Source organism: Rhodocytophaga aerolata (assembly GCF_030503435.1).
GTDB lineage: Bacteria > Bacteroidota > Bacteroidia > Cytophagales > 172606-1 > Rhodocytophaga > Rhodocytophaga aerolata.
On record NZ_JAUKPO010000005.1, the window covers coordinates 164,170 to 188,758 of the forward strand.

General features: G+C 39.5%; 16 protein-coding genes. 5 read left to right on the forward strand and 11 right to left on the reverse strand.

Translation table 11 applies throughout. The features are described 5' to 3' along the window. Positions 1–17: 17 nt before the first annotated feature. On the reverse strand, positions 18–1,199 hold the full coding sequence (gene nusB, locus Q0590_RS11270; protein ID WP_302037641.1) for a transcription antitermination factor NusB: 1,182 nt from the start codon (positions 1,197–1,199) through the stop codon (positions 18–20). 348 nt (positions 1,200–1,547) lie between these two features. On the opposite strand from nusB, the gene Q0590_RS11275 reads away from it, so the two are divergent. Next, complete coding sequence (locus Q0590_RS11275) at positions 1,548–3,332, forward strand: ABC transporter ATP-binding protein (RefSeq protein ID WP_302037642.1); 1,785 nt, start codon at positions 1,548–1,550, stop codon at positions 3,330–3,332. Between the two features lie 168 nt (positions 3,333–3,500). Beyond that, complete coding sequence (locus Q0590_RS11280) at positions 3,501–3,989, forward strand: hypothetical protein (RefSeq protein ID WP_302037643.1); 489 nt, start codon at positions 3,501–3,503, stop codon at positions 3,987–3,989. 182 nt (positions 3,990–4,171) lie between these two features. On the opposite strand, the gene Q0590_RS11285 is transcribed toward Q0590_RS11280, so the two are convergent. Beyond that, positions 4,172–5,173, reverse strand: a complete 1,002-nt coding sequence (locus Q0590_RS11285; RefSeq protein WP_302037644.1) for a Gfo/Idh/MocA family protein — start codon at positions 5,171–5,173, stop codon at positions 4,172–4,174. A 243-nt stretch (positions 5,174–5,416) separates the two neighbouring features. On the opposite strand from Q0590_RS11285, the gene Q0590_RS11290 reads away from it, so the two are divergent. Together Q0590_RS11290 and Q0590_RS11295 are read left to right on the forward strand one after the other, a co-directional pair. After that, positions 5,417–6,646, forward strand: coding sequence for an NAD(P)-dependent oxidoreductase (locus Q0590_RS11290; RefSeq protein ID WP_302037645.1), 1,230 nt, complete (start codon positions 5,417–5,419; stop codon positions 6,644–6,646). Between the two features lie 125 nt (positions 6,647–6,771). Beyond that, entirely contained in the window at positions 6,772–7,377 is a 606-nt protein-coding gene (locus Q0590_RS11295; protein WP_302037646.1) for a DUF3575 domain-containing protein, read from the forward strand. A 267-nt stretch (positions 7,378–7,644) separates the two neighbouring features. Here the strand turns inward: Q0590_RS11295 and Q0590_RS11300 are convergent, their stop codons facing one another. From Q0590_RS11300 to Q0590_RS11310, 3 genes are all read right to left on the reverse strand, one after another. After that, entirely contained in the window at positions 7,645–13,992 is a 6,348-nt protein-coding gene (locus Q0590_RS11300; protein ID WP_302037647.1) for a T9SS type A sorting domain-containing protein, read from the reverse strand. Between the two features lie 889 nt (positions 13,993–14,881). Continuing rightward, positions 14,882–15,493, reverse strand: coding sequence for a superoxide dismutase (locus Q0590_RS11305; protein ID WP_302037648.1), 612 nt, complete (start codon positions 15,491–15,493; stop codon positions 14,882–14,884). 56 nt (positions 15,494–15,549) lie between these two features. Then, entirely contained in the window at positions 15,550–15,966 is a 417-nt protein-coding gene (locus Q0590_RS11310; RefSeq protein ID WP_302037827.1) for a nucleoside deaminase, read from the reverse strand. Positions 15,967–16,109: 143 nt separating this feature from the next. Between Q0590_RS11310 and Q0590_RS11315 the strand changes: the two genes are divergently transcribed. Then, positions 16,110–16,538: a Fur family transcriptional regulator gene (locus Q0590_RS11315; RefSeq protein WP_302037649.1), complete on the forward strand. Its 429-nt coding sequence runs from the start codon at positions 16,110–16,112 to the stop codon at positions 16,536–16,538. A 54-nt stretch (positions 16,539–16,592) separates the two neighbouring features. On the opposite strand, the gene Q0590_RS11320 is transcribed toward Q0590_RS11315, so the two are convergent. From Q0590_RS11320 to Q0590_RS11345, 6 genes are all read right to left on the reverse strand, one after another. Then, complete coding sequence (locus tag Q0590_RS11320; protein ID WP_302037650.1) at positions 16,593–17,711, reverse strand: acyloxyacyl hydrolase; 1,119 nt, start codon at positions 17,709–17,711, stop codon at positions 16,593–16,595. Between the two features lie 274 nt (positions 17,712–17,985). After that, entirely contained in the window at positions 17,986–18,810 is an 825-nt protein-coding gene (locus Q0590_RS11325) for a M48 family metallopeptidase (protein ID WP_302037651.1), read from the reverse strand. Positions 18,811–19,133: 323 nt separating this feature from the next. After that, positions 19,134–20,303, reverse strand: a complete 1,170-nt coding sequence (locus Q0590_RS11330) for a PepSY-associated TM helix domain-containing protein (RefSeq protein WP_302037652.1) — start codon at positions 20,301–20,303, stop codon at positions 19,134–19,136. A 2-nt stretch (positions 20,304–20,305) separates the two neighbouring features. Then, positions 20,306–22,675, reverse strand: a complete 2,370-nt coding sequence (locus tag Q0590_RS11335) for a TonB-dependent receptor (protein WP_302037653.1) — start codon at positions 22,673–22,675, stop codon at positions 20,306–20,308. A 271-nt stretch (positions 22,676–22,946) separates the two neighbouring features. Beyond that, positions 22,947–23,624, reverse strand: a complete 678-nt coding sequence (gene queC, locus Q0590_RS11340; RefSeq protein WP_302037654.1) for a 7-cyano-7-deazaguanine synthase QueC — start codon at positions 23,622–23,624, stop codon at positions 22,947–22,949. Between the two features lie 78 nt (positions 23,625–23,702). Further along, entirely contained in the window at positions 23,703–24,563 is an 861-nt protein-coding gene (locus Q0590_RS11345) for a DUF2306 domain-containing protein (RefSeq protein WP_302037655.1), read from the reverse strand. Between the last annotated feature and the right edge of the window lie 26 nt (positions 24,564–24,589).

Below are 24,589 nucleotides of genomic sequence, written 5' to 3' on the forward strand. Positions count from 1 at the left end.
GAACTTTTTGCAAAACCCTACTTATTATCAATTAACCCTCTCCCGCTCTTTTTTAACAAACCTTTACCTGTAAGTTCAGCTACTGCAGCATCCAGTATACCATTTACAAATTGCTTGCTTTTGGGTGTACTGTATTCTTTTGATAACTCTATGTATTCATTAATAGTTACTTTCACAGGTATACTCGGAAAATGAAGCATTTCAGCAATAGCCATTTTAATTATAATCCGGTCTAGCATTGCTAACCTCTCTATGTCCCAGTTTTTAGATTTTCCGGAAATAATTTGTTCATACGACTCATCGTTGTCCAGCGTATGTTTATACAAATCTTTCATAAATTCTTTGTCATCTTCCCAATTCGGCGACAACTCTAATAAATGCAACGAATCAGTATTATTTACTTCTAATGCTTTTACTGTTTTCGTAAGCATGCCTTTTAAAATATCTGCATTTTCAGCCCAGCTAATATCTGTTTCTGAAAAAAATGATACAGCTAGTTCATGTTTAAACAAAATACTTTTGAGTATATAAAGTATTATTTTTTTATCTTCTTCAAAATCAGCTGTGTCTAGTTGTTGGTATTGCTGATAGGTAGTATCCGTGCTGATTACCTCTCTATAGATTTTTTTAATAAACTCACGGTCGGCCCCCCACCCTATTCCTCTTCGAACAACTTCTTTTTCTAGGGTAGTATTTTTCCTCAGTAAGTCGGCTACCTTATTTTCCCGGAATTTCAACTCCCGGACAGCTGCAGGCTGCGGTTTAAGTATTCGTTGCATGCGTTCTTCTTCCTGTTGCTGCACATAATCAGATAACTCTACTAGTAAAATAAGCAGCCACAAATAGGTATCGTATATCCTTTCTACTGCTGATACCATTTGTTTACCCAAAAATTGCCGGTCTTTAGTTAATTGCGTATGGTAATAATTTATAGCCTCGGTAGTTGCTTTATTCACTTCTTCGGTAGCATCTTCATCATTTACAGGTTGTTGACGCTGAAAATGTTCTTCAAAAAGAAGCCCTGCCATTTTTTTGTTCCCTTCCAGGCGTTTGTAATCTGGCGCCTGCATAGAGTTCAAATCCGGGGCAAAAGTGCTTTGTATCAGATCAAGAGCTAAATGATAATCAGACTGTTCGGCCTGTTTATAAGCATAAATAGTCTGCATCACCTTAATTCTCAGCAATCTCCTGTTTAGCATATTACAATTTGATAAAGAACGTTCTAAATAATAAATGTTTCCTTTGCTGAACCATGAATGTTCCCCTACTGGTTCCCAAAGATAAGCAAGACCCCAAATTTTGTTTTAGGCTATATTCATATAACAGCCATCTTCAATAAATATTATTTCATTCCCGGTATTCACAAACTTTCGGTAATCGTTAAATGTTTACCTTTGTAGCATTGTCTGGTTGAAGAAATAGATCGCTGTAAAAAGTTTGCAAATGTATGCTTTTATATAGCAACCACAAGTATTTGCCCCATATTAATGGCAAATGACTTCTAATCTGGGCAACCACGTATTTAACTTATATTAATTGCATCGTTTGTGAAGCACCTAGCCTATCTTAATAAGTACCTGCTAAAGTATAAATACCATCTGTTGTTAGGTACCTTGTTTATTATCATTTCAAATATTTTTGCTATAGTCCCTGCACAGGTAGTCAGGTATTCGTTTGATCTGGTAAAAGAAACCATTGACCTGTACTTCTTATACGATAATTATGAAGCCAGGCAGGAACTGGTACAGGTGTTTGCCAAGAGTATTTTATTTTATGGTGTTGTCATTCTATTAATGGCTTTGCTGAAAGGTTTTTTTCTTTTTCTTATGCGGCAGACCATTATTGTTATGTCCCGCTTAATTGAATTTGACCTTAAAAATGAGATTTATACGCATTACCAATCTTTACCTCTTAGCTTTTACAGAAGAAACAACACCGGCGACCTGATGGCACGTATTTCTGAAGATGTAAGCCGGGTACGGATGTATTTAGGACCTGCCATTATGTACGGACTCAATTTGGTGGTGCTTTTTGTACTGGTTATATCGTATATGCTGTCGGTAAATGTAAAGCTGACAGTATATGTACTACTTCCGCTACCATTTCTTTCCATTTCTATTTATTTCGTTAATACCCTAATTAACAAACGTTCTGAAGAAATACAGCGGAGTTTATCCGGGTTGTCTACCTTCGTGCAGGAAGCTTTCTCAGGCATCCGGGTACTAAAATCTTTTGTGCAAGAAAAACGCTTTGCCGAAAAGTTTACTATCGAAAGCAATGAATACAAAGACAGATCGCTGAAGCTAACGTTTGTAAATTCCTTGTTTTTTCCATTAATCATGGCGCTGGTAGGTATAAGCACTATACTTACCATATTTGTTGGCGGCCGCGAAGTAATTGCAGGCACCTTATCTGCTGGCAATATTGCTGAATTTATTATGTATGTGTACCTGCTCACCTGGCCGGTAGCTTCCCTTGGTTGGACCACCAGTATGGTACAACGGGCCGCGGCTTCGCAGGAACGGATCAATGAATTTTTAAATACCAAAACCGATATTATTTCTGAAAAGAATATTGACCGCCCAATAAAAGGAGCCATCCAGTTTGAGAATGTAAGGTTTGTATATCCCGACTCGGGCATTGTTGGCTTACAAAACGTTTCTTTTGAGGTAAATAGTGGCGAAGCCATTGCCATCCTTGGTACAACAGGTTCAGGCAAAAGTACGGTAGCTAACTTACTTTGCCGAATGTATGATGTGACCTCCGGTGAAATTACAATAGACGGGCAGGAAATTAAAGATTATCAGATTTCCAGTCTCCGCCGCCAGATTGGCTATGTTCCGCAAGATGTATTTTTGTTTTCTGACAGCATCCGTAACAATATTATTTTTGGATTGGAGCCTAACTTTCCTGAAGAACGCATTATACAGGCAGCGAAAGATGCCGATCTGTATGAAAATGTGATGCGTTTTCCGGATGGTTTCCAGACGAAACTAGGCGAACGGGGAATTACTCTTTCTGGTGGCCAGAAACAACGCGTATCTATTGCCAGAGCCATTGTACGTGATCCGCGTATCCTTATTATGGACGACTCTCTTTCTGCGGTTGATACAAAGACAGAAAATGCCATTCTCAACAGCTTAAAGAGGATCATGGTAGACCGTACAACTATCATTATTTCACACCGGGTATCGTCTGCTAAACTGGCAGACCGGATTATTGTACTGGATGATGGAAAAATAGTAGAACAAGGCACTCACGAAACATTGCTGGAACACAATGGAGTTTATAAAGAACTCTATGAAAAGCAACTTCAGACAGAAGAAGTATAGCTTCCTTTTTTATTTTTTAGAATTGTAACCAACCAGAGCTTGTAATATTGGCTGAAAAAATTACAAGAGTACTTAGTTTTCTTAAAACATTTCGAATGCTAGAAAGCAGCCTGATATATTTACTAATAAAATATAATTAGTAATTGATCCTCTTAACTATTTTTCTGCATGCCAAAAGAAAACGCTGTATCCATTCAGATTCCTGCTGCCGAACTGAAAAAAATGCTGGATGCATTTAAGATAATTGAAAGTGTTTTACGTCCTTATCTGATAGCTCTTACGCCAGAGGAGAGAAAGCAACTACCTAAAATGAGCGATAAAACTGTGCCATTTGTAGAAAAAACACTGGATTATGCAAAGTCTAATCCTCAGTTTGCTCCATCGTATATGAGCATACCAGAACTAAAAATAGATATAGATGCGGTATATACACTTACTCAATTAGCTCGACCGATTGATCAGCTAAGGGAAGGATTAGGAGATACAATGATGCTGGCAGGCAGTGAAGCTTACATAGCTGCTCTGGCATACTATAACTCTGTAAAACAAGCAGCTAAGATGAATGTACCAGGTGCCAGAGCTATTTATGATGATTTAAGCAAACGTTTCCCCGGCAGGCCAAAATTAGATACCAGCAAAGCAGCCATACAATCGTAATTCAATACTGCTATTATTGGCTTTTGCTTATGATATGTCTGGCTGCTAATTGTGAGTAAAAGTCAATAAAATATATCAATACTTCTGACAATGGTACATTTAGCTGCTGTGCGAGCAGGTGAATTATACCATTACTTATTCCATCTCTGCTTTTAATTAGGATAGTGATCTTACTAGACCTACTACTTTCCATTGCTCCTGCTTTTCCAGTCTTGCATAATTTCATCCATTACCCTGGCGGTACGAGCCGCTGAACTTCCAGTACTCGGACACTTACCTTTTCCCTGTAGTTCTTCTACAATAGTTTGAATTAGCGGTTGCTGTACATGTTGAGGCATCGTAAACGAAAGTACCTGAGCTCCATTCTCAGTTTCTACAGTTACAGGAGTGCTTAAATCAAAGAAAGAAAATGAAATTTTGCCTTTGCTTCCTATGATTTCTGCTTTATCTAGCTGCTCTTTTGGCGGAACAGAGAAACACCAGAGCCCCGTCCCTACTATACCATTGCTAAATGCCAAACTTGCACAAACAATGTCTTCTGCCGGATACAATCCTGCCTGATTCGCTACATGACCTTTGGCCGAACTAATGGGGCCAAAAAAATGATCCAATAAATCCAGTTGATGTGAACCCAAATCATAAAAAAGCCCACCTCCAGAAATAGCCGGATTTACACGCCATGGCAGATCTGTACCTGTGGATGCCAACGGAGGAAGGTACAACTGCATATGCACGAATCTCAAATCTCCAATCACCTGATTATCCAGCAGTTCTTTTATTTTTACAAAATTGGGTAAACACCTGCGATAGTATGCCACAAACAAAGGCACTTCCAGAGAAGCACAGGCACGTATCATTTGTTTACACTCCTGATAGTTCAGGGCCATTGGTTTTTCTACATATACAGGCTTTCCTGCTTCTGCAGCCATTATGGTGTATTCCCTATGCGAACTTGGCGGCGTAGCTATGTACACTGCATTTACATCTGGGTCGTCCATGAGGCTGGCTGCATCGTCATACCATTTAGGTACACCATGCCGCATCGCATAATCCCGTGCTTTTTCGCCATTTCGTCGCATGACAGCTACCAATTTTGATCCCTCAATTTTAGTAAAAGCAGGTCCGCTTTTAACTTCCGTTACATCTCCACAACCAATTATTCCCCATTGTATCTGCTTGTTCATATGCTTGTTTGAAATTATTTGTTTAGGTAATGAATTGATAGTTTATTTGCACGTTTAATGGCTGCTTTTTTGGCATACTTTTCGGAGTTTATTAAAACGCAGATAAAATGCAACAATTCTTTACAGCTGTATTTTAAATTTCTTTCTTAAAGAAAGCAAGTCGCAACCTTAAAATATATTTAATATAGCGATCACCCGTAGTTTTATATTTCTTCCGGAACAAAATATACATTAATCATCCTTATGAAGATTGGAATTATTAGAGAAGGAAAAGTACCACCAGATAAAAGAGTAGCCCTATTACCGTATCAATGTATAGAGGTACTCGAACGTTTTCCCCAGCTTCAGTTGTATATACAACCAAGTTCCGTCAGGTGTGTACCCGATGATGCCTATCGGGCAGCAGGCATACCTGTAACAGAAGATCTCTCTCATTGCGATATATTATTTGGTATAAAAGAAGTACCTACTAGCCAGTTGATTGAAAACAAAACTTACTTTTTCTTTTCTCATACCGTAAAAAAACAAAAGTATAACCGCCATTTACTCCAAACCATTTTAAAGAAAAACATCACCTTAATTGATTATGAATGCCTGACAAATAATGCACAAGATAGGCAGCGGATTATTGCTTTTGGCAGATATGCAGGGATTGTAGGAGCATATAATGCCTTCTGGACCTATGGCAAAAAATATAATGCATATACACTGAAAAGAGCTTACGCTTGTTCCAATATGGAGGAAATGAAAAAGGAATATGCAAAAATACAGCTACCCTCCATAAAAATTGCTGTAACTGGGAGCGGCCGGGTTGGCAAGGGAGTGCAAGAAGTACTGGAAGAACTTCAGATCACTGAAGTTTCCCCGCAAAATTTTATTGAAGAGACTTACCATTATCCGGTTTATACTGTACTTCAGTCCAAAGATTATCATCAGCACAAAGACGGATTAGCCTGGAATAGTCAGGATTTTCATCAGCATCCTTACAATTATGTTTCCTTGTTCTATCCGTTTGCCCGGCAAGCAGATATACTAATTACATCTGCATTCTGGCATCCGCAGGCACCCAGGTTATTTACTAAGCAGGAAATGAAACAAAATGATTTCCATATCCGGGTTGTATCGGATATTTCTTGTGATGTTGATGGGTCAGTACCCTGTACAGTCAAAACGACAACAATACCCGATCCGGTGTATGATTTTGATCCTTTCACCGAACAGATAGTAGCTCCCTTTTCAGGAGCAAATATAATTTCTGTGGTAGCCATTGATAACTTGCCTTGTGAATTGCCGTATGATGCCTCTGCCTATTTTGGACAACAATTAATAGACCGTGTTCTCCCCTTAATGCTATCTTCAGACAACGAAAAAGTAATTGAACGGGCAACTATTACTAATAGCGGCAAACTTATGCCTGCCTATCAATATTTAGAAAGCTTTGTAAATGAACGTTCTGAAGATAATGCTCGTTAACACACACCACTATCTATTTAGATATACCTAATAAATATTTTTGGCAGAATATAGAAAAAGTACATTATCAATTGCCTATTCAATTAATGCTTACTGGTACCTCTGATTGTTTCCTGTTTGCCTTTATGAACAATAAAATTCTGCTTTATTTACTGATAGCCTTTTTTCCCATCAAGGAAGGTATAGCCCAGGCGGAAGAAAATAACAATTCGAGTTTGAACAATGAGTTCGAAAGAAAACATGTGTTGAAAACCAACATATTAAGTCTACTTACCACATCTGCATCTTTGAGTTATGAACACACCTTCATTAATTTGACCTCTTTACAGGCTGGCATATACTATGGGCGAAGCACCTTATTAGATGGTATAGAACGCCTGAGTATTACAGCTGAATATAGAATGTATCTATCTAAAGAAAAAAGTTTATTGGTGGGCACCTACCTCGCACCCTACCTGAAATACCAGCATATAGTAGACCGGGAAGAAGATAAAAATGAGAAAACCACGGCAGTAGCCCGTATTTCAACTATAGGTGTGGGCTTGTTACTAGGACGGCAGTGGATAGCAAGAAAAGGATTTACTGTAGATATGTACGCAGGGGCAGGTTTCAACCCACAAGTCAAATTAAAATCCCTCTCACAACTAGATAAAAATCATCCTTATTACTTTTCTGAGCGCCGCTGGCAAGCAGATATCCGTTTAGGGATGGTTATCGGGTATGCTTTTTAATAATTAGCCCTACTTATTTTTCATTTGATAAGGTTTACTTAAGTTAGCCAACGCCTATACTGAAACCTTATTATCCTTAGTTTAATTGTATTTGCACTCTATCAGAATAACAATTAAACTCCGTAGCATACAGTTATCTGCTTTTACGTAAACCACTTAATGAAATCTTTAACATAGAGTATTTTAGGCATGACTGTCTACATAAACAAGTAACAAACAAAAAGCCCCATTGTAAAATGGGGCTTTTTGTTAATAACATACTTACGGTTACTTCACTATTAATTTTTGTTGATATGAACCTTGAGAAGTAGCTACTCTAACTATATACATACCAGGTGCCAGGCCATTTCTTGGTTGAATAGTAACTATATTACCATCTGAAATGGCTCGCTGTGTAATAACTTCTGCACCAGTCATAGTAAATACACTTACAACAACCTCACCTGTATATCCCATTTGAATGAATATATGTTTTCCATCAGAAGGATTCGGGTAAATGTCAATTGCAGCCTGAGTGGTTTTGGTTATTTCAGCAGACACAATTTTTGAAGTTGTTTTAGAGTCATCTTTATCTACCATCAACAATCTATAATAATTTGTACCTGATAATGGCTTTCTATCAACATAGGTATACGTCTGAACAGATTTGGACTCTCCTGCTGCCTTTAGTGTCGTTAGAGAAACAAAATTCACTCCGTCTGCACTGCGCTGCAATATAAAATGACTGCTGTTATGCTCTGTAGATGTAAACCAATTCACATTTACTACCTCTTTGCTAGCTACAGCTTTTAAGTCTACAAGCTCAACCGGTAACGGGTTAAAGTCATTTAAAGACCCCCAGGTGAACGGGCTAAAACTACTTATATTATCTGAAGTCAAATAACCATAATAAAAGGAGAAGCCAGGTTGCATTGTTGCCCCTGAACCGGGGCCTTCCGAATCCCATTTGCCACCTTGATAATGCGCTACCCTTAACTGATTCCATTGGCTAGGGTCTGAAGAAACATCACTAAATGCATCCCAAAATAAGGTTACTTTAGCGTTACTACTGCCAGATACCCGATCCATCATCCAATACTCCACCAGACTGATACGAACCAAATTAGTACCTTGCTTAGAGAATGGATAAGGTGTTGTTGGATTTTGTCTCATATATTCGGCTCTAAACCTAGTTGTACTACTTGAAGAAGGCTGTATTCCAATTTCTGCCAAACGGCCATTTTTTCCTGTAGGAAAAGTAAAATGATTCGTACTGTTAACAATCTTCGTAACAGGTCCGTTAATATAGCTTGCGTCTGAACCACCAGATACATAAGCGCTCGAACCACTAACTCCTGAGCTTTCATTCAGGATTAAAACATTAGCGGTAGTTGTAGTAATAATACCATTCGTTAATAAAAGAGCATTAGAACCACCAACTAAGGTAAGATCTGTACCTAGGGTAGCCTGGCCACTAGAAGTTCTATTCATTGTAAGCCTGGATAATGTTCTATTACCACTTGTAAAACGGAGAGAGCCACCCAAATTACCTGTACCATTTATTACTAACCTCGAGGCACTGCTTCCTGTAAGTGTACCAGTACTAGTAGATAGAGTTCCTTTTAACGTCAATGTATGATTCCTTATAGCTAATGAATTAGAGTTAACAATATCTAATAAACTATTGATAGATACATCTGTTGCCAGTTCTACTCCCGGACGTGCAGCGTTTGTTTGATTAACAATAACACTTGGTAAATCTAGTGCAAAAGTACCTGCAATTTTTTGCACTGTGGCATAGGGACTAGTAAATGTAAGGGTTGCCTTACTTGGATCAGATGTAGTTATATCTCCATCATTCAGCGTTAAATCTCCGCAAATATTTAAGTTAACTGTACTAGTATTATTGTTATTTATTTTTAGTGTTGCCCCTGGATGCACGGTTACATTTCTAGCAAAAGCATCAATCCCATTATTCTTTCCATTAATGATCGGGTAATTAATTAAATTTCCTGGAATAACCACATCATCCCCGCAGGTAGGAACATTAGGATAACAAGCTCCCCAGTTTACAGAATTGAACCAATCAGTAGTATACCCTCTCCATTTATACTGAGTAAGTGGTTGAAAATAAGCAGAACCTCCTGCCCCGGCACACTCAAAGAACTCGATATCATCAATAGCTACGTCATTACCACTGGCAGTAGCAGCAATATTTACAATAGAGATTTCATGAGCAAAAGTCGTGGTAAGATCGGTTGGGTTGTTAGGATTAACACCTGTCCTCATTTGAATAGAATATTTTTGCCACACACAATTCCCAGTGTAATTGCCTGTGATATCATCCCCTACCCGATAGCAGTTTACGTATAAACCAAATAATAAACTACTTCCTGTACCTGCTAAACTTGCAGCATAAAAAGTAAGTACATAATCTGTTGAAGGTTTTAAATTTAAAGTTTGTGTCCATAGTTTTTGCGAGGTATTAGCAGCATTAGCAATTAACATATTTCCGCCTGATACTGGAGAACGGGAGGCAACTGTATTCATATTGCAAAATCCAGTATGAAAGGCTCTGGGATTATCTCCAATAGCATATGTCCCTTCAGGATACATTTCACTTTGAACACTAGGATTGTCATAAACGCGTGTGTATTCTGAAGCAAATCCAGTAGTATTAGTATTATTAAAATTTCCATTTATTGCCAAATTAAGACCTGTATCGCAGTTAACATAAACGGTTACCTCATTACTTACAACCCAGGTATCTACCCCTCCGCAAGAAACTCTCATTTGACATACTACATAGTAGGTACCTGGTGTTCCAGAAGGCTGCAAGTTGTCCAGGCCTTTAAAATCCATACCTTTTGGCAGATAAGTATTGGTTGTATTTGGCAGATCATATATTACTCCTGTAGCAGATGTAGTTCTATATCCCCACTTATAGGCAGACGCACTAGAAGCAGTTAGTGTAGAACCTGAGGTAGTTTTTATCATAGATTGCACGTTGCCAGGAGTGATAAAATACATACTTACTCCATTAGTTGCACCCACAGAAATATTTAAATTGCTACTAATTACTCTATATCGGTAACCTGATCCTGTAGCATACAAAGGAATAGTGACAGGTATACTACCGGTAGCAGAAGTTGAGGTGATTTTACCTAGGATATCTACATTATTGTTTGGGTCAAAATTTCCTGAAGAGTTTGAAAGCTGTACTCTAAACTCATTTCCTTCATTAAAGCTTGCACTCGGTGGCGTTGCTGCCCCGGGAATAGAATTTACCGAATAGTTAACGTTAAATACGTAACCTGCCGTGTAACAAACAGATGCTGTAGTAATCGTCGCCAGTGGGTTTATCTGTAAATTACGCAAATTAATAGTACCTGAACCAGCGTCCATCACGAATTTTAGCTGTTCCATTACCTGGCCGGGATCTTGTATAGCTAAATTACTTGCTAAACGGCTCGTGCCATGCCATAGTTCGCATCTTCCCGTAGCTAGACTGTATTCTGTCCCATTCTGCCCCGTATATAGGATTGTACTACCCGAGTTATTTATAACCCAGGTAAAGACCTGCCCTAAGTTTAAATTATCAGCACTTGTATAAGCCGTACCATCAGGACTAGTTACTGAAATTCTGTTATTTGCAGTAGTCAGATTAAATTGTAAACGGGCAGTTGCTGTAGGTTTGCCGGCATCATCACCCAAGTTTTTCCCTATCATCAAAGTACCGGCTGCACTAGTATTTGCTATAGTTGAAGTGACGCCTAACTGAAAACGGATAACCGCAGTATTTGGTAAAGGATTCAAAATTTTGTTCCTAAAGGCATATATACTACCTGCTCCATTACGGATAAAGGCAAGATCAGTAGTGGCACTTGCGACAGCATTTCCTATATCATTAGAAGCTGCATATCTATCAAATTTATTTACCAAGGCAGTTCCTAAGGTACTATTATTAAATGCACGTACAGTCGTCGAAAGAGGGATGATAGCTGGAAAAGCAGTTGAGTTATTTATAAATTTTCCATTTGATTCAATTGTAGCATTTGTTATTGCAATATCAGTTCCTGTAGCTGTAAGCGTACCGCTTGCAATAGTAGCATTATTAATTTCGGCATAAGTACTGATCGTAAATGCGGAACCTGAACCAGTACGGTTTAAGGTAAAATTTTGCAAACTTCTCGAAGAACCGCTTGATTGACTGAAACGGATAGTTCCGCTAACAGATTTATTATCGCCTTTAATGATCAGTGAAGAAGTAGGCGAACCAATAAACACTGCATTGTTGGCTTGACTACAGTTATAACCTCCATTCAATGTAAGTACTCGACCATTTAGACTAGTGCCCGTATTTGCGGAATTGGTAGTCATACTAAAAACTCCGTTTACTACCACATCTGCGTTTAATGTTACGACAAGTCCTACAAAACCATCTATCCCGACTGTTAAATTATTCAAAGCTGTAGCAGAAGTAGGCAACTCCGGACCTGTAGTAACAGTTTGTGTATAAGTTACATTAACTAAATTATTAAAAGTGGGAGTCCCTGTTAGACTACCTTGCGTACGGATGATATTAGTTATGGCAGCACTATTTTCTCCCATAATTATGTTAGCACCATTAGTAATTGAGCCACTCACCAATCGTAAGGTGCCTGCATGGTAAATAGTTACTGGGCTTGCCGGTAAATTGATGCTAGCATTAGACCCAGTTTTATTAACATCAAAATTCAATAGCCCATTATTTATTGTAGGTAATGTTAGTACTGGTGTATTATTACCACCAATACTTAAGTTAGAAGTAGTTCCCCCTGTTATTGTTCCTGTACCTATAGTAGTACGCCCGTTCAATGTGAGTGTATTACTTCCAATACTTAGACTGCCTGCTGTAAAAGTGGCCAAGTCGGAAACTGTTACACTTTGAGAAAGCGAAACCATTGGTGTAGCTGCCGTATTATTGATTGTCAGGTTAAGAACACTAGCCGGTAAACCATTTCCAGTTACCTGAGGTAGTGTACCATTGTAGATAAAAGACCCAGAAGTAAGGTTTCTTGAACCATTAACCCGGATGCTTCCCAAACTTGTTCCCGCATTTATTCCATCCGGCGACGCAGTAAATAATGTACCAGTTGAAGTTAAAGTAAAACTTCCTGTGCCATTTACAGCAGTCAAGCCTGCATCAAGAATTCCGGAAATAACTGAAGTTCCGCTTACAGTGGCATTAAATCCACCCAATGAGAGTGTTGGTCCAGAATTTATTAATAAGGTATTACACACAGTAATATTTCCCAGAAGAGTTTTAATGCCACCTCCGGAAAAAGTCAAGTTATTGTAATTGATTCCCCCAGAAACTAACTGATTCCCTGTACTATTATAATTGATTGTGCTGTTACATAATGAAGAAGTAGTAATAGCTGCAATTGTATTAACGGCCCCTCCCAGATTCAATATATGTGCCTGATTACCTGAGCTCATATCTACCGTCCCCAATCCCGTTAAGCTACCGGTTATGGTTAGTGTTCTTGCTATCGTATTATCATAGCTTAGCGTACCATTAACTGTTACCGGCCCATTCATGAATATATCCCTTCGAAGGGTTACCATACCTGGTACAGAAACTGTTGTATTGGTACCAAAAGTTAACGTACCACCGCTACCTTGAATTACTTGATTGGATAAGCCACCAAAAGTTACGGTATTTGCTGAGCCTGGAGAAAAATTAACTATCCCAGAGTTTACTGTTAAGTTTCCTTTTATATTGATACCTCCAGTCAGCTGTATATTCATCGTACTGACATTAGTAACGGTGAAATTATCTGCAGTAAATCCATTGGAACCTATAGATGTTTGGGTATAGCCTGGCGCATTTATCTCGAAATCAGCATAGGTTCTTCCTGAAAGAGTAGGCTCTGAGCTTGTCTGCCGGTAACTGAATAGGCTACCAGTATTGAATTTAACTTTTGAATTTGGAAGAGGTTTACCAAAGGGATTTGCCCCATTCAATGATACAAATGTTGAACCACTTGCAAACACTACTGCTTCATTTGCACCAGTAGTAGTAAATGGATTCCCTACATTATTTTGTGTGAATACAGAACCAGTGTTAAATATTATTGCTCCTATGTCTGTCGCATCTAAGGTGTGAGTAGCCGCATTAGATGTACCACTAAGAATTACATCCCCGCTGATAGAAGCAGTTGCAAGGGCTGAAAGCCTGATATTTAGTGCATTATTTGTATTAATTTCCAGCGTTGAGCCTGCTTCCACAATTAAATCATCACCTATTACATTGCCACCAACAGTCAGTGTATTGCCGGCTGCACCTGCCTGTAGGATAACATAGGTGTTATTTCTAACTATTATCTGACCTATCGTTTCACTAGGTACGCTGGTTAAGGTAACCGTCCCACCATTTTCTATTATTAAAATATCATTTGCAGCAGGCGTATTTCTATTTGGATTCCAACGGTTTCCAGTTGTCCAGGGATTATTTCCCCCCTGCCAGCGGTAGGTAGACTGCCCGAATCCTACAGAGGATAGCAACAAGAGCATCCCAATACACATAGCCACAAAAATGTACTTCTGTATAGTTGGTTGCGTATGTATTAGATTTTGGTAAATCTTGATCATAGAATAGTATCTAAAATTAGTATCATTGATAGAATAATGTAAAAATGTGGTTAGTACTTACTTCAATAGATAACTCTTACTTTGAGAATTACTTATTCAGGTATAAGCTTGTATGTATCTTTTTTCTTTAGAAAAATTCTGTTTTTAGTTACTGAATTAGTTTAAATGGGCTATCATAATCGTTCGTGTGTTGACTATAAGCCTACTATTATTCTATTCAAAGAAACTTAAACGACTACAAACCTATATTATGAGGAAAGCTGATTACCTTACGTGCGTGGGGTCCTATAAACTTTAGCTATACCTGACAAACTGTTCCTTGTGCAATACTTGAAGAATGTATCATCTTGTTAATCAACATGTGACCCATGTAAAATCAATGTAAGGCATAGCCCTTGCTTTTAATAGATAATTTTTAAGGAAGTAGATAGAAACGGATGTGTACTAGCCTTTCTAATAGAATAGGTATCCGAAGGAACTTCATCTAATCTGTTGTATCTTAACAGCCTATAATTGTTGCAAGCTATGGAGATGATATAGATTGCTCACCTAAATATATAGGACTATGAATTGGTCATATGCTCCATATGCTATAGACTATCTTTACTATTTATAAAGCTAGTTTCGAAGCGTATTAACTTATCAGAAATTAACTATTGTGTGATAGATTTATTAGTATGGGCTACTAATAAAGTTAATTCAATCTGTCAAATTATAGGTAGACCTTGGCTTTTCACACAACTAGTTGGGAGAGCATTGACAAACTTTGAGGGGAAAAGTAATGTGTATTTCTGTATAATAATTTTGTTTTAAACTATCCCTTGAAAGAATAGTTAAACCCTTTCTCATTAAAGCAAAAAGGCTGCCTTACCGGCAGCCTTTTGATGTGTTATTTTTTAGCAGATTCGTAATTTTTACTTACTTCTTCCCAGTTGATCACATTCCAGAAAGCATTAATATAATCTGGACGTTTATTCTGGTATTTTAAATAATAGGCATGTTCCCACACATCCAGTCCTAACAAAGGCTTGCCTTGCTTTTCAGCTACATCCATCAATGGATTGTCCTGATTGGGAGTAGATGTTACTGCAAGGTCTCCGTTATTATCTACAATAAGCCATGCCCAGCCAGAGCCAAACCTGGTAGTTGCCGCTTTAGCAAATTCTTCTTTGAAGGCCTCATAGGAACCAAATTTTTTACTGATAGCATCGGCTAACGCACCGGATGGTTTGCCGCCTTCATTTTTTTTCAACGTTTTCCAGAAGAAAGTATGATTGTAATGCCCACCTCCGTTATTGCGCACAGCAACAGGATGTTCACTCACATTCTTTAACAGTTCTTCGATAGACTTACCATCCATTTCTGTACCGTTGATTGCATTATTCAGGTTGGTTACATAGGCCTGGTGATGTTTCCCATGATGGATTTCCATGGTTTGTTTGTCAATGAAAGGCTCCAGGGCATCAGGAGCGTACGGAAGGGGTGCTAATTCAAAAGCCATAATCTTGATTTGTTTTAGGTTTAGTTGTATGTTAAAAACAACGGCACAAAAATAGATTAGTTCCGTAAATTTCGAAAAAACTGCTGCAATAATGCTTCACTTTCTTGAGCCATTATGCCCGAGGTTATTTTTGTTTTAGGATGAAGAATTTTAGAAGGCACTAAGGAAAAGCCCCGCTTAGCATCTTTTGCACCAAATACCACTCTATCCAACTGAGCCCAAGCCAAGGCACCAGCACACATCAGGCAAGGTTCTAAAGTTACATACAGTGTACATTGCGTCAGGTATTTCGCATGCAAATGATTTGCCGCTGCCGTTATGGCCAGCATTTCTGCATGAGCCGTTACATCATGCAACTTTTCCGTCTGGTTATATGCTCTGGCAATAATTTTATTCCGGCATACCACCACGGCACCTACTGGTATCTCTTTGTCCTGATAGGCCAACAGGGCTTGCTTGTATGCTTCCTGCATGAATTTAAGGTCAATATCCAAATCAAATTTGTAGTTAGCGCCGGGAATTGCAAAAATACTGTATTGTGAAATCTAAATGCCTAAATTGGTGTTTGAAATAGTAAATAGTTAAATTAGTCGAAATATTTACAATAGCTAAGATTATGCATAATGGGGTAAAACATATTTTGAAGGATTTTGATCTGAGAAACACATCCTGCCGGGAAGAGATACTGGATCTTTTTTTGCAAAGAAAGTTTGCCTTATCACACGCAGATATTGAATCTAATGTACATGAAGGCTTTGACCGGGTCACTGTGTATCGAACCCTCAAAACATTTCTGGATAAAGGTATTATTCATAAGGTGTTGGATGATGAAGGCGTTACTAAATACGCGCTTTGCAAAGAAAAATGTTCGCATGACGAACATCACCATGAACATGTCCACTTTAAATGTGTACAATGCGGCTTAACAAACTGCATGGAAAATATAGAAATTCCATCGATTGCCTTACCCAAAGGCTATAATCTGATAGAAACCAACTTGCTTATGCAAGGGGTTTGCCAGGTTTGTAATGATAAAAGAAGGTAGATAGTAACATATACAACATATACAACAAACTGTTACGCTACTTAGGCTTTCGCATCACCATTTTACACCCAGCGTCCACTCTACAAAATCGGCAGTGCCATAATGAGACTTTAAGCAGATGGCGGCGAAAAGCCGTTGATTGATTGCGTATTTCAACCCATACCGCTGGTAAACCCGGGTATCTACTTCCTGATACGGTTTATATATATATACCCCCAGCTGGACCAGCATCGAAACACGGCTTATAAATAATTCATGTCCCAGGGTAATACCTACGCGCTTAAAATCAGGCATTTGCAGCGAGTCTACATCCGGGTCCGATTCTATTAACTGTCTCAGGGCTGTATTGTAAAACCCATCCATTCCTATATTCAAGGCACTTTTTCTGTTGATCCGCCGGTTTACATATAAAGCTAACACACCACCGGGGTATTTTTTCCCTCCTGGCAAGCCTATTTCTTTTATAGTAAAGGCACCAGAAACATTTACTTCCATATTCCGGTAGGAAGATTTTTCCAGACTATCTCTTTTTACTGATTGTACCTCAGCTACTGCCGGATTATAGAGTAACCCTACCTTAATTGCAGGAATATTGATGCCGGAATTAGGAACTTTGAAGGCTCCGTTAGAAAAATGCGTTAAAGTAATACCGCTTCTTACTTGCCAATGGCTAGCTATCCGGTAGTTGTGCGCAATCTCTCCCCGTAGATTATACATAACCCGGCTACTAAGGGCTGTATTCTGAAAATTTTTATCAGCATCGTATGGGTTGGTGAGTAACACCGCACCAGTGCCAATTTTTAAACGCAAAGCAGATTTTTTACTTTGCACGATTGCTTTATCCAGTGAAACTATTCCATACACTGCTTTTCCCAGTACTGGGTTCCGGAAATCAAACAGGCCAACCGCATATCCAACTTCCGGGTACCGGTATACTTTATGCCATTCTTTGGTGCCAGTGGTTATCTGGTTGTATGTAAATTCAACGCCATAAGGATGAGCTTTTACTAAATGTCCTACAGATGGCGCATGTTTCAGCACAAACCCATACATTCCATGCATACCTACAGAATAGGTGTTTTTGTAAATGGTTTGAGCAAAAACACCTGAGCAACTCAGAAAAATAACCAGTATGGTATAAATAAAGATGGATACCCTGATCCGGAAACTCATTATGATGGGTGTAGAAAACAGGCTAATTCATTAGTTGAGAGTAAAATTAACTAAAAAATATTACTGAAAAAATTTAACTCTTCGTACTAGTAGCTGTTCGTACGCCTTTACACGAAATCTATACATTGCGCCTTACTCACTCATTTGTATATAGTGGAGGTACTGCGTTTTACTTTTGCTGCCAAAGGATTCTTCTAACGTATGTTGCTACGGTATTATCTCTGTCAGATGCTAGAATAGATCGAAAAGGAATTATATCCTATAGAGAATATAATTAAGGAAGCAAGCTCTTAAATGTGGCGTACTGGGTAGGGGCTGTGGTAGCTGTACCACAATTTTCTTCCTCTGCTTTCTGCCTGATTGCTTCTATCCGGTTGTCCGGGTTGGGATGGGTGCTGATAAACTCTGGAACACGGCCTGCAGTGCCTTCTTGCTGCATTTTCTCAAAAAAACCAGCTGCCCCCGCTGCCTCGTAGTCTGTTGGGCACAAATAAATAACTGAATAATCATCTGCTTCCCTTTCGGCGGCGCGGCTATAACTTAGATTTGCCAGACCTTTAGCTATTTCGGTTACTGCTCCCTGGTTGCTACCTACCACAATATCAATGAGTAATTGCCAGCCATAGGCTTTGGTTAAGTTATCTGTGGTGTGGCGTTTATCTGCATGGGCTATTTCATGGCCCATAACGCCAGCCAATTGATCTTCGGTATCCAGATATTTTATTAAGCCTGTATAGACATAGATATACCCGCCAGGGGTGCAAAAAGCATTTAAGACTTCATCGTTTTGCACAATTTTAACTTTCCAGGGAAACTCATCCCGGTAGGTTACATTTCCTGAATTGAGAATTTTAGATGTTATATTCCGTAAGTATTGATATGCCTGTTCATTTCTGCCATTTCTGCCGGTTTCCGGCAATAGAGGAAATTGCTGAGGGTCTGATTCTATCTCTGTACTTACTTGCTGACCAAGGGCAATATCATCTTGAATACTGAATACATTAAAACTACCATCCTGGTCGCAGGCAGGCACTAGGAAAATTAGCAGAAGTAATACACAGTAAGTGAAAGTATATGAATGATACAAGGATGGTTTCATTGGTATACGAATGGAATAACAGATTTTATGTTTAACAGTAAATATAGCAATTGAGGTGTTTTACGTACAACCTAGTTTAGTAGTTTGAGCACTTTTTACATAAGTGAACCTATAATTATATTCTAGTATTCATTCTTTTAGTTGAATCAGAAACTCCTCCCCTTCGCTTTCAAGTCGTCAAAAAATTTTGTTAGTATAAATATTATTATGTTAATAAAAATATTTATACTTTTTATTCCTTTTACGACAGAAGATGGATTACAAAAAAAGAGTTGCTTTAAAAAGCAACTCTTCAAGTATACATATAGCTTATTTAATAAAGTTTAATAAGATATCTCTTTCTGAGAAACAGGTTGTAGCGTGGGATATGGCTTATCTTTTTGTTTCTTATTCTTTCTCCCCCACCAGATGTAGAACCCAGTAACCGGAAGAGAGGCAGCAATCAGACTAGCAAAAAACGCAAGTATTTTACCGGGCAATCCCATAATGGCTCCTACATGTATATCATAATTCATGCGCATCAGCTTATCTGCAGCACTCGCCTCATGAAACCTTCCCCACTGATGGCTTACGGAAAGTTCTTCTAAGGTAAACTGGTCAAAAAAACGGTAATCTATCCGCCAATACGTACTGGCATCATCATTGATAGCTGCCAGAATGGATGAATTATGATGCTCCGGAAAATGAACTTCAATAGACTGGGCACCTGCATGTTCGGCCTTCATTTTATGCCATATTTTGTCTACCACCGGAGCATCGCTAGCCACAGCAACCGCCGTAGTATTAGATAAGGGTTCACTGTATAGCTGGTAATCTTTTCCTCCGGAAGTAGCCCAATATGTGGCATTGGCAAACCACTGGAACCCCCAGACTAAGCCGGTAAGGGCCATAATAAGAACTACCCAGGTAGCATAAAAGCCTAATACATTATGCAGATCGTAGTTTTTTCTGCGCCAGCGGGCACTCCATTTAATAGTAAAGCGTTGCTTGGCAGCTCCTTTATTTTTTGGCCACCAAAGTATGAGCCCTGATATGAGCATTCCCACAAAAACAAGGGTAGCAGTGGCTACAACCGGCTGGCCAATGGCAGGTGGCAACCACAGATAAAAGTGCCCCATCAACACAATCCGGAAAAAATCTTTATCCATATCTTTCACCTTAAGTACTTCTCCTGTGTAGGGATTAAGGTACACCAGGTAATAATATTCCGGATCGAAACTGTAAAAAGATACAACCGCCGCCTTATCTCCACTTTCATAAAGAACGCTATGTATTTTTTTATCCGGTAGTTCCTGCTGCGCAATTTCTTGGAGCTGGGAAGGAAGTAGGAAGGAAATGTTTTGCCTGTCTACAAAGCGGAAAGGCTGAGTAAGATCACTAATTTCCACTTGAAATGCATATAAGCAACCGGTAATACTGATAATAAAAACCAGAAGTCCGGAGGTGAGCCCAAGCCAAAGGTGGAGTTTGCCTACAATCTTTTTAATGTGCATAGCTAAAATTTATATCCCAGGGTTAAACGGAAATTTCTTGGTGCTTCTGTTTGCCAGTAATAATAGCTTCCATAAGGAGATCCGGAAAACAGATACTCATTGAGAATATTATTTACATTCAAGGCAATGTTAAATTTATCGTTTTGCCACGAGATTGCTCCATCCATCCGGAAATAATCTGGCAAAGAACTTTCAGACCCATCAAAAATAAACCAGGATGACCGTTCCAGCTGCCATTGGTAGCCGAGGGAAACCCCGATGCCCTTGAAGGTTCCATGGCCCAGGCGGTAAGAAAGCCAGCTATTGGTTATATGCTTAGTGGCCCCTGGTACGGCATTTCCAATATTTTCAGGATTAGTGTCTTCTGTTACTTTTGAATCAGTATAAGCATAGTTTAAAGTAAGGTTGAGGCCTCTTACAATTTCTCCACGCACATCAACTTCTACGCCTTGTGTTTGCGTCTGACCTAGTTGTGTAGAAAAATTAATATGCTCTGGATCAGTGGTTAATACATTGTTTTTGATAATCCGGTAAAAAGATAAAGTAGAATTCCAGCGTCCACCCAGCCAGTCTTTTTTCAAGCCTGCTTCTAAATTATTGCCGGTAATCGGGTCAAACGCTTTTCCGGAAAAATCGGCACCTGCCTGTGGTACAAACGCCTGGTCGTATAAAGCATACACCGTTGTTTGTTTATTAATAGATCCGCTAATACCAACTCTTGGAGTGAACACGGTTTCATCTGTTCCACTACCATACTGGCTATCTTTTGCAGAAGTAAGCCTGCCAGCCAGGGTAAGCCGTATTCTGTCACCCCAGAAACGAAATTCATCTTGCAGGTATAACCCAGAATAGGATTGGCTTAAAATGTTTGCCCCTGCCCGCTGGCGCAGACTTCTGCTGCGGTCGAACTGTGGAAGGGAGTCCATTGGTACACTGTAAACCGGATTATAAATATTAAATCTTTCATATCCGTTCAGTGAGAACGACTGGTTCCAGTCAGCTATGTAGCGTTTATTTCCCAGGTCCAGGCCGCCCAATATCCGGTGGTTTATAGGACCTGTTTTTACTTCACCGTTCACAAAAATCTGCCCGAATTTACCTTCATTAAAGGCATCCCAGCTGCTTACACTGCGGTACAAATCACCATTTGTTCTTACCGAATCTATCCATAAAGAGCTTCCTATCTGATTATAATTAAAATAAGCCAGTTGTCCGGTCACCTTCCAGGTATCACTAAGTTTATGCTCTAGAATCAGGAAAGAACTGTGGTCGTTCATCACGGAAGGATCTAAGTTGGGTTCGGCAATAGTGGCGTTACGCGGAAGATCACCATAGCCATTGGCCGAAAATACATACGCTGACCCAATAGCTGACATCTGCGCATACTGATAGGTATATTCAGCCGTAAGAGAGGTTCGTTCGTTAAGCTGATATTTTATCACTGGGGCAATTGTGTAACGGTTTGTGTATTCAAAATCACGGTGAGAGCCCCGCAATTGTCCCATCAGATTTAGCCGGTATAAAAGCTTGCCATCTTTACTTAGTTTGCCATCCAGGTCGGTAGTAGCCCGGTAAGTATCAAAACTACCCACGGTTAAGGTAGCGGCCCCTCTGGTAAGGCCGGTAGGTTTTTTAGTTACAACATTATAAAAACCACTAGGCTCGCCATTGGCCATCATAAAACCTGCCGGGCCTTTTACAAACTCAATCCGCTCTACCATCGACATATCTTCTGCCAGAGGTCCCCAGCTGGACTGTACATTCATTCCGTTTCTGAAAGGAGCTATCCGCGACCCGCGCATATTCAACCGGGCATAGTTATCCCAGTGTTCTAGTTTAGTTACCCCACTTACATTTCTGGAAACACCTTCCAACATATCGAATATCTGCTGGTCGGCGAGTACCTGTCCGGTAATTACCTGAATATTTTGGGGTGTTTCCAGGATAGGTGTTTGCAAGCGGAGGCTTGGAGAGGGAGAATTGGCAATATAGGTATTAGCGGCTCCGCTAACAACAATTTCACTCAGTTGCTGTGTACTCTCATTTAATTGCAATTCCAGCCGGGTGGTTTTTCCCCGCACGACTGTTACATTTTGTTTGGAAGCTGAATATCCTACCCCGCTGGCTACTAACGTATAGGTGCCCTCGGCAACATTCCGTATTTCAAATCTCCCTTGTTCATCGGTAGAATTTCCAAATGTGGTTCCTTGTAAGCCAACGTTAATGCCCTCTAACGGCTGGTTTTCAGTATTCTGTATGGAGCCAGAAATTGTGCCCTGGCCAGATTGTGCTATTGTATAATAAGTGATGGTTTGAAAAAGAATCAGTGCAAATAGCCTTAAGATTTTAGGTTTATTTAGATGTGCTTTCATTATAGTTATTTAGATTAATTCTAAAGAAGCACAAATATTAAAATAATTGCTTGGTGGCACAAGTATTATTTAGAATATTTCTAAATAATTTTTATTGTAGTCTATCTCAGTCGGGTAAAAATGAAGTTAATACATAGAAAAGATGCGTTACACCTGTAGAGGGAAACTATGTAATAGAATGTGTAGAATACGCATCCAGCCTATTAAGCGATAAAAATAAATGAAAGTATATCTCCTGGTTAGTTAAGTAAACATGGAGGCAACTAATTACTTAAGATCCTAGCCACCCTTTTGCTTTTGCTTCCTCATACCCTTTGGCGCGTAGGATAGAGGCCGGATTATCTAACTTTCCATAACCCCACTCCTGATAACTGCTCCGGTCTCCATTATAATCAGTGTGAGAGTACTCCCTAACAATATCCAGTACGCCTAAGTCATAGGCTAATTTCCATGTTTGGGCTTTGGTCAAATACATTAGAGGCGTATGAATTCTAATATCTTTTTCCAGGGCTAAGGTCATGGTGGTTTGCAAAGAATCTACAAAAACGCGGCGGCAATCCGGATACCCGGAATAGTCAGTCTGGCACATCCCTCCTACCAGGTCTGCTATGCCTTTGGTATAAGCATAACTCGCCGCTAAAGTTAAAAATACAGCATTTCGGCCGGGAACAAACGAAGCAGGCAAATGGCTATTCATTTCATGAGCTGCCGATACATCTTTATCATGTTCCGTTAAAGCAGAGCCTTGCAGCATCCCACTTATATCCATAATATGGAAGGGCACTTGCGCCATACTGGCAATGAGCTGGGCTTGCTGTAACTCTACTTCATGTTTTTGTCCATACCGGAAGCCTAATGCTGCTACTTGGGAAAATTGTTTTTTTGCCCAATACAAACACGTGGTAGAATCTTGTCCTCCAGAAAATAATACTAAAGCAGATGTGCTCATACGACGAATATTTTGACAAAGTAAAAGTAAGGATTCACCCAAATGTTTAATCGAACCTTGTAATAATAAATACCGCCTCTATGGTAAAGCAACCCACTCAAGTATAGCCGGCCCCCAGTAAAACTTAGTAAAGAAGTACGTCCCAATCAGTAAAAAGGTAGTCATGAACAAGAGCAGAAAGGCAGAGAAGAAGTTAAGGAAAGGAGAAGCTTTGTATTGTTTTGCCCGGATAAATACCTCCACTACTAACAAATTAGGAATATAAAAGAAAAAAGCCATTACCCTGTCAAAAGGCCCGGTAAATTGTGGAGTATGCCCCATATTATGCGTTAAAAAATACCAGAATCCGTAATCCATCCGGTAGAGCCAGGAACCAATAGCTAAGGCATAAAGCCGCAATGCCCATGCCCGGTGTTTTTCCATACGTCCGGCAGCCGCATGCCGGTAGGTTTCAACAGCGGATACGAGCATAAGTAGGCCATAGAGCGAAAATCCAATATCCATTACGGTGCCACCAATGGTCCCTTTAGCCACAATAAACACCAAGCCCCCGGCGGCAGTTAGCAGCGATGCCACCACATACATACGGCCAATCCACCGGTGAATGGCAGGAAAGCGGTTTCGTAGGCTGCCTATCAATTGAATGCTACCTAGTAGTAAGATTATACCCCCAGCAGCAAAATGCAAACCAATACCTGTGGTAGCTGTGCCAGAGCCGGGAGCATATAAGCCAGGTAAAACAGTATTCCACTTATCCAGATTCTCGCCATACAGGGCAGCTGCATAAAAAGCAAGAATATACAGGCCAAACAAGCCTGCACTGATCCAGACGGTGCTGACTAATATAATTCCTGACAAATGAATAGCAGCAGCACTCCACTTCTTCAATGGCTGTTTGGTAGCCGGGAAATTACGCTGCTCAAGCGTTAATTTTGACATAGTTTAGCTAATAATAGATGGGCAAC